Below are 12726 nucleotides of genomic sequence, written 5' to 3' on the forward strand. Positions count from 1 at the left end.
AAAACTCACATCTGATAACTGAAAACTTACATCTGATAACTGATAACTGATAACTGATAACTGATAACTGATAACTGATAACTGAAATGACCGATATTAAAACCCTAATTAAACAGGTACACCAAGAGGCAAAAAAAGAGGATTTTCCCATCGATACCCTAATTTACCAAGAGGCAAAAAAAGACCCCTTTGAACCGGTTTTATATGCTGGTAATCTTGCTAGTCAGTTATGCTTTTTTGGCCGGGATTTAGGACGAGATGAAGTGTATGCAGGACAACCTTTGATCGGGGCTGCCGGTAGAATGGTAAGAGAGGGATTTTTTCAAGCTTGGCAGGGGAGAAAATCTCATGATCGTCAAGAGTTATTATCGGTGTGCGATCGAATTTTCTTGACTAATACAGTTCCCTACAAACCTCCGGGTAATAAAGCTTATTCTGGGGAAGTGAAAGATCGTTTTCGTCCATTTATAGAAAAACTGCTCGTTTTTTATTGGCAAGGTGATCATATCATTCCCCTTGGCACGGAAGCTTTTAAATGGTTTGAACCCTACGGTAAACCGAAAGAAGTGGATAAATTCTATCTTGATAAAGAACGCTTTACCAAAAAACTCCTAGTTACCCTTACCGCTACTGATGAAGATGGATTAAAACAGCAAAAGAAAGTGACTTTATTGCCTCTCCCCCATCCTTCTCCTCTCAATCAAAGATACTATGCTCTTTTTCCTGATTTGTTACAAAAAAGATTAACTGAATTTGCCTTTTAACCGATGAGAATTTACGGCAATCGTCCCATAAAAACCCTAGCAGGACAATTAACCCGTCCGACGACAGCAAGGGTCCGAGAAGCTTTATTTAATATCTGGCAACAGAAATTATCCGGCTGTCGTTGGTTGGATCTTTGTGCGGGTAATGGTTCCATGGGTGCGGAAGCTTTATGTCGAGGTGCGAGTCTAGTAATCGGAATTGAACAATCAGGACGCGCTGGCGAAATTATCAAGGAAAATTGGCGCAATTTAGCAACTTCTCCCCAGCAATTTCAAGTAATTCGGGGGGATGTACTGACAAAGTTAGCCACTTTAGCGGGGAAAAGTTTTGATTTAATTTATTTTGATCCTCCCTACGAAAGCGGGTTATATTTACCGGTACTAACTGCCATCTCTCAATCTAATTTATTAGATTCTCTGGGGGAAATTGCCGTGGAACATAATCCCAAATCTTGGCAAGCAATTAATCTAGAAGGTTTAACCATTTGTCGTCAAAAACGCTACGGCAATACTACGTTAACTTTTTATCAAAAAGCAGTTATCTCCTGACCACTGACTTGAAAGAGGGTGTAGGGTGTGGGGTGTGGGGTGTGGGGAGAATAAATAAAAGCAATCTCCTGACTCCTGCCGGAAATAGTCAATTTTATTGGGCAGCCTAGAAAAATTATTATTTCTCAACAAAATCACATAATTTGTCACTTTTCTTGACAATTATCCTGAGTAAAGCGAGAAACTTTCTGGCAACCGCAGTTAATCGCCCCCTGTTTAAGCTATTTAAAGGAAAATTAGGGTTTATTTCGATAAAATTCGCAGTAAATAGGCTATAGCCTCCTAAAAAACTTAAATCCCTTCTCCTAGTCCTTTTTTTGACCTAAAACTACCCCGAAGTTTCCTGACACGGCAGCCGAACTCTCTCCCCTTAACCCTTGCTGCTCCCCAGAATATCACCTATTTTTGGTATAAATTTATACCCGACTATTTTTATCGGGTATATTTGACACCAAGATTTTGCCGGTGATAGGATGTGTGTAGATTCAGTTGACGGCAAGACAGGAAAATCATGACCCTAGCGACAAACATCAAAACCTCAAAATTCATCCCCACCTTTACCCGCTTGGTTTCTAAGGAAGGAGGGACTTCTTACCCTCTGAAAGCGCTGAATATCTGCGAAGAAACCTTTGCCCCCCTAGAAGTGGACTACGATTACGACCTCATCCGTCGTACCGTTACCAGAGAAAGCATTCAAGCAGGTCCCAATTCCATCTGGCGCTATCGTTCCTTTTTGCCGGTGGAAAGTGAAAATCCTATCGATGTGGGTACGGGTATGACTCCCCTAGTTAAATCCCACCGTTTAGCCCGGCGCTTGGGTCTAAAAAATCTCTACATTAAAAATGATGCCGTCAATATGCCCACTCTCAGCTTCAAAGATAGAGTGGTATCCGTCGCCCTTACCCGGGCCAAAGAATTAGGTTTTACTACCGTTTCCTGTGCTAGTACGGGAAATCTCGCCAATTCCACCGCCGCTATTGCTGCTCACGCCGGTTTAGACTGTTGTGTTTTCATTCCCTCCGACTTAGAAGCGGGTAAAATTCTTGGCACCCTAATCTATAATCCCACGGTAATGGCAGTTAAAGGCAACTACGATCAAGTTAACCGTCTCTGTTCAGAAGTGGGCAATACCTACGGTTGGGGTTTTGTCAACATCAATCTGCGTCCCTACTATTCCGAAGGTTCCAAAACTTTAGGCTTTGAAGTAGCTGAACAATTAGGCTGGAAACTCCCCGACCATATTGTCGCACCTTTAGCCAGTGGTTCCCTCTTTACCAAGATTTATAAAGGCTTCCAAGAATTCGTCAAAGTCGGTTTGGTGGCAGATAAAGCAGTGCGTTTTAGTGGCGCTCAAGCGGAGGGTTGTTCCCCCATTGCCCAAGCTTTCAAGGAAGGACGGGATTTTGTCGCCCCAGTTAAACCCAATACTATCGCCAAATCGATCGCTATTGGTAATCCCGCCGATGGTGTTTATGCCCTTGATATTGCGCGTAAAACCGGCGGTAATATTGAATCCGTCACCGATGCCGAAATTATCGAAGGTATTAAACTTTTGGCAGAAACGGAAGGCATTTTCACGGAAACCGCAGGCGGTACAACCATCGCCGTCTTGAAAAAATTAGTAGAAGCGGGTAAAATCGACCCCGAAGAAACCACGGTCGTTTATATCACCGGTAATGGTCTAAAAACCCAAGAAGCGGTACAGGGTTATATCGGTGAACCCCTGTTAATCGAACCGAAATTAGAAAGTTTTGAACGGGCCCTGGAACGTTCCCGCACCCTCGAACGCCTCGAATGGCAACAGGTTCTCGTCTAGAATTGATGTTCGGGGATGATGGGGCGATTATCCCCTTGCCTCATCTCCACAAGCAATTTAAATTTGCGCGCAGCTTACTGTCCTTTCCACTTTTTCCTTGATATCTATGGCCGTAAAAGTTCTCATTCCTACTCCCCTGCAAAAATTTACAGAAAATAAGGCTACCATCGAGTGTAGTGCTAGTAGTGTCGGTGATTTAATCGAATCCTTAGAAGCAAGTTTCCCCGGTATTAAGGCCCGCTTATGCGATGAAGAGGGCGCACCCCGGCGCTTTTTAAATTTCTACGTCAACAGTGAAGATATTCGCTTCCTCGATGGGACAAAAACTCCCTTAAAAGATGGCGATGAAGTCAGTATCGTTCCTGCGGTGGCTGGAGGTTAACCTCCCCATAAGTTTGTTTTCCGTCAATTGTAATTAAACCCCTAGAAAGTGATGTTTTCTGGGGGCTTTTCTTCAGGTAAGTTTTAGTTAGGGTTTGCTGAATAAATTTGAAATGTAGGCAAAGTAAAGGTTTTGGGGCTTTTCTCGCTCCCACAGGTGCAAGATTTTGAGAGAATCGTCGTTCAAAACCTTGCGTCTTCATCGGTCCGCGTCCTGTAGGGGCGAAGCATTCGGACAATAACCTATCGGTGAAAAGGTAGATTTTCTATCCGAATGCTTCGCCCCTACTTATTCAGCAAACCCTAGTTAGGGTTGCCAGAAAAACCTAATCTTTCTGTCCTTTGTGCCTTTGTGGTTGTTCATATTATTATAAGCTGAGACACATTTGGTCAATTGCCATAGAAGTTCTCATCTAAGATTTGCTCTGGCAAGAAAGGACAAATTTGAGGATAATCATTTTCTGGGGGAATCCGAACACCAAATTGAGCAAGTTTCCCTTCCTTAATTGCCACTTGACGAGCATCTGGATAAGCTTCCTCGATAGCAGTTTCTAGATAGGATTTCAGGGAAGGTGTATTGCGTAAGTTTTTCTCAATTCGCTGGCGATGCTCAATAATAGAACAATACCAGCTATCCTTCATTGATGGCGGTGCGTCGTGCTGTACTTTTAATTTGAGCAAATGAGCCAAAAGAATCATCAAATTACTTTCTAAAGTTCTTTTTTCCGATTTTCCCAACTCGGTTAACTCCTCAATTAAGTTATCAGTATCCAGTGCGGCAAATTCCCGCTTCTGTAGGTGGCTAATTGTTGTTGCGAGCCATACTTGAAAATCTTGTTCGTAGAGAGTTTTGGACATAGCGATAAGTTGTTCCTTCGAGTCAATAACTAGATTGGTAACTAAGCGGCTACAATTCTCAAGGCGTTACTAATTTCTAGCTTCCCTTGTAGTTTACCAAAAAATCACCTAAAATGGAAACTATCTGTATCCCTTGCTGACTGCATCTGGCTCCCTACACCATTTTCTAGTATCTTTGAGCAAACCCGCGAAAGATAAGGAGTTAAAACTATGCCTTTAAGTTGGAATGAAATAAAAAATCGCGCCATCGCTTTTCAAAAAGAGTGGGAAGGAGAGACTTCAGAAAAAGCAGAATCTCAATCTTTTTGGAATGATTTTTTTAATGTCTTTGGCATTTCACGGCGTAGGGTAGCTAGTTTTGAGCAACCGATAAAAAAAGCCGATAATAAACAGGGTTTTATTGATTTATTATGGAAAGGAACGATTTTAGTTGAGCATAAATCGAAGGGGAAAGATTTAGAAAAAGCCACACAACAGGCTAAGGATTATTTTCCCAATTTAAAGGAACATGAGTTACCGCGTTATATTTTAGTATCGGATTTTCAACGGTTTAAATTATATGATTTAGATTCGGGCAATCAATGGGAATTTGAATTAAGTAATTTTGTTGATAACGTTCATTTATTTGATTTTATTGCTGGTTACGAAAAGCGAGTTTATAAAGACGAAGATCCCGTCAATATTCAAGCTGCCGAGTTAATGGGAAAACTTCATGATTGCCTCAAAGAAATTGGTTATATGGGGCATAATTTAGAAGTTTATCTAGTGCGTTTATTATTTTGTTTATTTGCCGATGATACGGGTATTTTTAATAAGGGGATTTTCTGGGAATATATCGATTTACATACCAAGGAAGATGGCAGTGATTTGGCGATGCACATCGCTTATATTTTTCAGGTTTTGAATACACCAGAAGAAAAAAGATTAAAAAATCTCGATGAAAATTTAACTCAATTTCCCTACATAAATGGCAAGTTATTTGAGGAGTCATTACCCCTAGCGGCTTTTGATAGCAAGATGCGAGTCATGTTATTAGAAGCTTGTGCTTTTGATTGGGGAAAAATTTCCCCTGCTATTTTTGGCTCTATGTTTCAAGCGGTAATGAATCCAAAAGAACGACGCAATTTAGGGGCGCATTATACCTCCGAGAAAAATATTCAAAAGGTGATTAAACCATTATTTTTAGATGATTTACACAGGGAATTTGAGAAGATTAAAGGCAATCGCAATAAATTACTAGAATTTCAGAAAAAGATTGCTAATTTATATTTTCTCGATCCTGCCTGTGGTTGCGGCAATTTTTTAATTATTACCTATCGGGAGTTACGAGATTTAGAGATTTTGGTGTTACAGGAGTTAGATAAAACGGGGCAGTTAGTAACAGATATTAGTACCATTATTCAGGTAGATGTAAATCAGTTTGCAGGTATTGAATACGATGAGTTTGCGGTGAGGGTGGCTGAGGTGGCAATGTGGTTAATTGATCATCAGATGAATGTTAAAGTTAGTAATACTTTTGGTCAGTATTTTGTGCGTTTACCATTAAAGAAATCGGCAAAGATTGTTCATGGAAATGCCTTACGGATTGATTGGGAAGAACTTATATCAAAAGAGAAGCTCAATTTTATTTTAGGGAATCCTCCTTTTGTGGGTGCGATGATTATGAATGATGAGCAAAGGAATGATATGGCTTATGTTTTCGACGGTGAGAAAGGAATAGGCGTTTTAGATTATGTGTGTGCATGGTATATTAAGGCTGCTCAAATAATTCAGGGCAATAGAATCAGGGTTGCTTTTGTTTCCACAAATTCTATATCTCAAGGGGAGCAAGTTGCCTTACTTTGGAATATTCTTTTTCAAAAATATCATTTAAAAATTCATTTTGCCCATTGTACTTTTAAATGGAGTAATGAAGCAAAAGGAAACGCTGCAGTTCATTGTGTTATTATTGGCTTTGGAAGTTTTAATATAACAACTAAAATCCTATTTGATTATGAAGATATTCAAGGTGAATCATTAGTTGTTCAGTCGAATAATATTAATCCTTATTTGGTTGATGGAAGTGACATCATTATTAATAACCGAAGTTTTCCCTTATCTAATGTTCCATTAATGCGTTTTGGTAGTATGCCAAGAGATGGTGGTAATTTTATTTTTACAGAACCAGAAAAAGAAGAATTTTTTAAATTAGAGCCGAAGGCAGAAAAATGGATTAAACCTTATACAGGAGCGCAAGAATTTATTAATGGTTATAGTCGCTACTGTCTATGGTTAGTTGATATTTCTCCCACTGAATTAAAGACATTACCAGAAGTCATCAAAAGAGTAGATAAGGTTAAAAATTTTAGATTAAAAAGTAAAGCTGCTTCTACTCGTAAATTTGCGGCGACACCTACTCTATTCTGTCAAATAGCACAACCTGATACTAATTATTTACTTGTTCCCCGTGTTTCATCTGAAAGAAGAAAATATATTCCAATAGGTTTTATGAATAAAAATGTGATTGGTAATGATCAAGTTTTATTAATTCCTAATGCAAATTTATATTTATTTGGTATTTTAACTTCAGAAATGCACATGGCATGGGTTAAATATGTGTGTGGCAGATTAAAAAGTGATTATCGTTACTCAAAAGATATTATTTATAATAACTACCCCTTTCCAGAAAATATCACCGACAAACAAAAACAAACCGTTGAAACTTGCGCTCAAGCTGTGCTAGATACAAGGGTAAAATATCCTGATAGTAGCCTTGCGGATTTATACGATCCTTTAACCATGCCTCCGGACTTGCTCAAAGCTCACCAAAAACTTGACAAAGCCGTTGATTTGTGTTATCGTCCCCAACCTTTCACCAGTGAATTAAACCGTATTGAATACCTCTTTGAACTCTATGAAAAATTAACCGCTCCCCTACTCTCTACCAGCAAACAAAAACCCGCAAAAAGAAAAAATCTTCAATAACGAAGGCAGGAGACAGGATTCAGGAGTCAGGAGATTATTTTTATTTATTCTCCCCATTTCCCCACACCCCACACCCCACACCCCATCACCCCATCACCCCACACCCCACACCCATCCCTAAGCGCCGCAATTCCGGAGATTATATAAAAAAACACCCAGAATAATCGGGGTGATGGACAATACTAAAGGTTGTGTAGGTCATCAGAAAAGCCCTGTCAGGGTAAAATACTATGAAACTAGCGTCACGAGTCAATCAAGTCACCCCCTCCCTTACCCTAGCTATCGACTCTCTGGCCAAGGAAATGAAGAAAAACGGCGAAGATGTCTGTAGTTTTAGCGCCGGGGAGCCAGATTTCGACACACCCACTCACATCAGAGCTGCCGCGAAAAAGGCCCTCGATGAGGGAAAAACTCGCTACGGACCGGCTGCCGGGGAAGCGGGGTTAAGAAAAGCCATCGCCGAGAAATTGCTGCGGGATAATCAACTAGCATACAATGCCGATAATGTCATCGTTACCAATGGGGGTAAACAGTCTCTCTACAATCTAATCATGGCGTTAATTGAAGCGGGGGACGAAGTGATTATTCCCGCACCCTACTGGTTGAGTTATCCTGAAATGGTGACGTTAGCGGGAGGAACATCGGTTATAGTCAACACTAGCCTAGAGAATCAGTATAAAATCACCCCCGAACAGCTAGAAGCGGCAATTACACCGAAAACTAAATTATTTGTTCTCAATTCTCCCTCTAATCCCACCGGTATTGTCTATACTCCCGAAGAAATCGCAGCTTTAGCAGAAATTGTGGTTGAAAAGGATATTTTAGTGGTTTCTGACGAAATCTACGAGAAAATCCTCTACGATGGCGCAATTCACCGCAGTATCGCTTCTTTTGGTCCGGAAATCTTTCAGCGCAGTATTATTAGTAATGGTTTTGCTAAAGCTTTCTCGATGACGGGGTGGCGCGTCGGTTACATAGCAGGACCGGCGGAAATTGTCAAGGCCATGACTAAGATCCAAGGTCATAGTACCTCTAATGTCTGCACTTTTGCCCAATACGGTGCGATCGCTGCTTTAGAGAGTCCCCAAGATTGCATCGAGGAAATGGTCAAAGCTTTTAGCGAGCGCCGACAGTATATTTTAGAACGAGTGCGATCGCTACCTGGACTCAATTGTCCTACTCCCAACGGTGCTTTTTATGTGTTTATCGATATTAGTCAAACTGGTTTAAAATCCCGGAATTTTTGTCAGAAACTCCTCGAAACCCAAAAAGTGGCTGCTATCCCCGGTATTGCTTTCGGTGCTGATGATTGTATTCGTCTTTCCTATGCTACAGACCTAAAGACGATTGAAAAAGGATTCGATCGCATTGATCAGTTCATCGGCAGTTTGTAGGATGATTACTTTATCTGTTAGGGTGAATTTTGTTCGCCCTTTTTTTGGGTTTTAACAGCCAATTAAGTAAGTGGTTTCAATTAAATTGAAGATAGATTTTGTCTTTGATCCCCCCTGCCCCCCTTGATAAGGGGGGTGCCGATCCCCCCTTAGTCCCCCCTTTAATCCCCCCTTAATAAGGGGGGCATCTGACAATTTTTAACAGCCAATTATCTGTAATTTCTAGAGGTATTAAGATGAGTGGGATCAAGTTAGAAGATATTAGGGAAATTACCAAGAATACTCAAGGAAAAGGATATTTAATTATCTTTAATGATAACAGAGTAATTATTTTATATAAAAAAAGAACTATTGCTGCTTTGCTAACTCTGATTAGGTATGGAGAAGGTTGTGAGAGCTATCTAACTAATGCGACCAATAATTTGCAAGAGATAAAAACTATACTCAAGGGTAAAATTTCTGAAAATTTAATTCAAGATTCCTATGCTGATGCTAATAAACCCTTTAGCGAACTTTGGAATGAAGAGGGATTTAATTTTATTCATGCTCCCCCAGGACAAAAAAGATTAGGCAGTCAAAAATATATTTTAGATAGTTCCGATCATCAACGACTTTTTACCACTACTAAACCACCGATTAGAACACCTCCCTCATCCCTAATTCAGAGAAATATCTTAGAACAACAAAAAAATAAATGTAATTTTTGTGGCTCAATTCTTAAAAAGAAAGAAAATATCAATCAAAATACCTATGCTAGGGATCGAGTGCGTTTAGTTTGGGATCATCGGATTCCCGTAGAAAAAGGTGGAAATAGTGCCGATGACAATTTTCAAGCTCTCTGCTTCTATTGTAATAAATGCAAATGGCAAATCTGTAATCTTTGTAACTATGCTCCTGATAAATGTTCAGAATGTGTCTTAGCTTTTCCTGAAGTAACTAAGATTATTTTCCCCAGTCAAGAAAATATTGAAGACCGGCTAAATCGAGCTAATTAAGTGATTTAGTAATATTTATACCAATATGTTTAATGACTGGGGGACAGACAGCGTTAGAAAGTTGTTTAATAGCAGCGGTGCGAGAAACAGGAAAATAATAATCATCGGGAAATCCCATTAATCTTTTTATTTCTAAGAGACTTAAATGTCTTCTTTCCTTGCTATACACTGGAATCATGGCACCACCACCGCTAACACTAACCGCAAAAGTAGGAAAGGGTTTTTGGATAGAAATTGCTCGGATGCCACTAGATCTCATTTGATAAATACAATTATCATAATCTACATTAACACTTGCCCTTTCAATACTTATTCTTGTTTTTGGCAGTTGAAAAGATAATTGTTCGGCAGTAATTCTGCCAGCATAATAATCAATATACTGCTGCCATTTTTCCGATATGGGAATTGAATAATCCCCCGGAACAATAATTTTTTCAATACCTACTTCTGCATGGCAAGGTTGGGGAAATTGAAAGTTTTTAATTCCTAAATCCTTGCGAAAAGCCAATAAAAAAAAGCGAGGTCTTGATTGAGGAATTTGGAAATATTTACTATCGATAACTGCATAAAAAGCCAGATAATTTATTTCCTTTAACTGGATTAATATATCTTTTAATATCTGCCCTTTATTTAAGCGCAGGATATTACTAACATTTTCAAGAAAGATAACTTTAGGCTTTTTTTCATGGCAAATTCTGAGAATTTCCTGAATGGCTAGTCCGCGACTGTCTTGCCAACCTTTTTGTTGTCCTGCTCTGGAAAATGGCTGACAGGGAAATCCCCCACAAAAAACCTCAAAATCGGGAAGTAAGCTAGGAATTAAAGCTTCAACATCTTGCGGTTTCATGGATTCATGAAAATTGTGATTGTAGGTTTTCACACAATCTGGGTTATTTTCGTTGCTAAAAACACATTGCCAACCGATTTGTTCAAGACCGAGACGAAAGCCACCAATTCCCGCATAAAAATCGGCAAAAGTCAAGCGACTATGGGTAAAATTTTTGTTAGCTGGACGAATAGGTAACTCGTTCATAATGTTGATTGAATAACCGAGAGTCTTATCTATTTTCTCAGATATTATTGTACTAGATGTCCAAGGGGACAGACGGACAGACAGGGGGAGAATGTGATTCACTTTCCCTAGGGGCTTTTGTTAAGTTACATTAAGCCCTACAATATAATTCTGGTGAGTTAGACGAAATTCGCTCGATCGCTCGGTTTTATCTGCTCCTAGCTGAGATAGAGAAAAGATAGCGCACCGAGAAACAGAAAACTTGAGCTACTCAAGCCTTCGTCAATACTGCCCTGTTATCCATCTTAAGTTATAACCTAGTGTCCCAAACCCTACCTAAACCTGCCCTAAAAAGAGAATTTTTGCCATTTACCCTACAGGATGTCCGTCTAGCTATCCCGGCCCGTTGCTTCCAATCAAGCGTTTTTCGCTCTTTAGCCTACTTTTTTTTTGATATTGGCATCATTACCCTGCTTTACCGGATAACTTACCAGATTAATCAAGCATGGTTCTTCCCCCTTTTTTGGTTTATGCAGGGAACCATGTTTTGGGCCTTATTTGTCGTCGGTCACGATTGCGGTCACGGTTCCTTTTCCCGTTATCGTTGGTTAAATAACTTAATCGGTCATCTCAGTCATACTCCTATTCTCGTACCTTTCCACGGTTGGCGCATCAGTCATCGCACCCATCACGCTAATACTGGCAATATCGACACCGATGAAAGTTGGTATCCCGTCACGGAAACCCAGTATAACAATATGGCTTGGTACGAAAAATTAGCTCGTTTTCAGCTAATTTTATTTGTTTATCCCCTCTATCTTTTCCGTCGTTCTCCTAATAAACAGGGGTCACATTTTACGCCCGAAAGCCCCCTCTTTCGCCCCTCGGAACGGTGGCAGGTACTGACTAGCACCGTTTGTTGTACCTTTATGTTAGGTCTATTAATCGGGGTGGGTATCAGCTACGGCTTTTGGTTTCTGTTTAACTACTACATCATGCCCTATATCGTCTTTGTGGTTTGGTTGGACCTAGTGACATTCCTACACCACACTGAAGATGATATTCCCTGGTATCGCGGTCAAGATTGGTACTTTCTCAAAGGAGCGCTTTCTACCATCGATCGCAATTATGGCATCTTTAATCCCATCCATCACCAAATTGGTACCCACGTCGCCCATCATATTTTTATCACTATTCCCCACTATCATCTCCAAGAAGCAACCGAGGCTATCCGTCCCGTCTTAGGAGACTATTATCGCGTCTCGAAAGAACCGATTTTCAGATCTCTCTGGCGGTCCTACCGCAATTGTCATTTTGTCAGTGACCAAGGCAGTAAGATTTTTTACCGCAAAAACTAATCCTGTCTTAGCTATCAAGAGGAAACGGCAGCAAAATCTGCCTCCTCCTCTCACACCGAGAATAGTTGCCAAAACTAGCGGTAAAGTCTTTGTCTTTATTTGATTCATTGGCAAGGAATTAAGCTGATGCAGTGAAATTGAACGACTTACAAAGGGAATGACATTGGCAGAATTGGCCAAGAATCAAACAAATATCCAAGCGGTTCTCTAGGATTTGATCATTTTGCTTTTCAACAGCTACTGGCAAGAGGATAGGCGTTGTCAGATGTAAAGATGAATCAAGCAAAAGTGTAGGGAACTGGAACATCCTTAAACTTAAGGTCATGAATTAGAAGCTTAAGGGAATTTTCTGATTTGCCTTCTCATCTCTTTATCTGACAACGCCTAGAACCAGCACAGGTTCGTCGAGTCCTACAGCTTGTAGCACCGTTATCTGTAAATATTCTCATTTTCAAGGTTTAATTGGGCAATAGCTCTATCAATTAAATCACAGTCCTAGGCTGGTTTTACGCAAGGAAACTCAACCCCTTCGTTTAACTGAATATATTCCGATATAATCAAAGACAGGTCATTGAACGTTGAGGAAATACCGTGAACATCAGCCTAGATTTACCTTCAGAGCTAGAGAATGAGTT

Annotated in this window: 10 protein-coding genes; 8 read left to right on the plus strand and 2 right to left on the minus strand. The window is 40.1% G+C overall.

What is annotated here, in order from left to right; translation table 11 throughout:
- Positions 1–86: 86 nt before the first annotated feature.
- From O9323_RS22285 to O9323_RS22300, 4 genes are all read left to right on the plus strand, one after another.
- On the plus strand, positions 87–764 hold the full coding sequence (locus tag O9323_RS22285) for a uracil-DNA glycosylase family protein (protein WP_002750869.1): 678 nt from the start codon (positions 87–89) through the stop codon (positions 762–764).
- Positions 765–767: 3 nt separating this feature from the next.
- Complete coding sequence (gene rsmD, locus O9323_RS22290; RefSeq protein ID WP_016514818.1) at positions 768–1313, plus strand: 16S rRNA (guanine(966)-N(2))-methyltransferase RsmD; 546 nt, start codon at positions 768–770, stop codon at positions 1311–1313.
- 511 nt (positions 1314–1824) lie between these two features.
- Positions 1825–3129, plus strand: coding sequence for a threonine synthase (thrC, locus tag O9323_RS22295; RefSeq protein WP_002750866.1), 1305 nt, complete (start codon positions 1825–1827; stop codon positions 3127–3129).
- 106 nt (positions 3130–3235) lie between these two features.
- Positions 3236–3511, plus strand: coding sequence for a MoaD/ThiS family protein (locus O9323_RS22300; protein ID WP_002735127.1), 276 nt, complete (start codon positions 3236–3238; stop codon positions 3509–3511).
- 389 nt (positions 3512–3900) lie between these two features.
- Here O9323_RS22300 and O9323_RS22305 read toward each other — a convergent pair whose 3' ends face one another.
- Positions 3901–4368 carry a DUF29 domain-containing protein gene (locus tag O9323_RS22305; protein ID WP_002750864.1) on the minus strand — a complete coding sequence of 156 codons (468 nt, stop codon included), beginning with the start codon at positions 4366–4368 and terminating at the stop codon, positions 3901–3903.
- A gap of 210 nt (positions 4369–4578) precedes the next feature.
- Here O9323_RS22305 and O9323_RS22310 point away from each other — a divergent pair, with 210 nt between their 5' ends.
- The 3 genes from O9323_RS22310 to O9323_RS22320 all read left to right on the plus strand — a co-directional run bounded on the left by O9323_RS22310 (position 4579) and on the right by O9323_RS22320 (position 9721).
- The gene (locus tag O9323_RS22310) at positions 4579–7332 is read left to right on the plus strand and encodes a DNA methyltransferase (RefSeq protein ID WP_288125770.1); all 2754 of its coding nucleotides are present in this window, start codon (positions 4579–4581) and stop codon (positions 7330–7332) included.
- A 230-nt stretch (positions 7333–7562) separates the two neighbouring features.
- Positions 7563–8726: a pyridoxal phosphate-dependent aminotransferase gene (locus O9323_RS22315; protein WP_288125771.1), complete on the plus strand. Its 1164-nt coding sequence runs from the start codon at positions 7563–7565 to the stop codon at positions 8724–8726.
- Between the two features lie 236 nt (positions 8727–8962).
- Positions 8963–9721, plus strand: coding sequence for an HNH endonuclease (locus O9323_RS22320; RefSeq protein WP_287232238.1), 759 nt, complete (start codon positions 8963–8965; stop codon positions 9719–9721).
- Here O9323_RS22320 and O9323_RS22325 read toward each other — a convergent pair.
- Positions 9714–10754: a DNA cytosine methyltransferase gene (locus tag O9323_RS22325; RefSeq protein ID WP_002737648.1), complete on the minus strand. Its 1041-nt coding sequence runs from the start codon at positions 10752–10754 to the stop codon at positions 9714–9716. The genes O9323_RS22320 and O9323_RS22325 overlap by 8 nt on opposite strands.
- 299 nt (positions 10755–11053) lie before the next feature.
- On the opposite strand from O9323_RS22325, the gene O9323_RS22330 reads away from it, so the two are divergent.
- A complete protein-coding gene (locus O9323_RS22330; RefSeq protein ID WP_288125772.1) occupies positions 11054–12091 on the plus strand; it encodes a fatty acid desaturase in 1038 nt (345 codons plus the stop codon).
- The last annotated feature ends 635 nt before the right edge of the window (positions 12092–12726 follow it).

It is taken from the genome of Microcystis sp. LE19-131.1A (assembly GCF_027532015.1).
Taxonomy (GTDB): domain Bacteria; phylum Cyanobacteriota; class Cyanobacteriia; order Cyanobacteriales; family Microcystaceae; genus Microcystis; species Microcystis ichthyoblabe_A.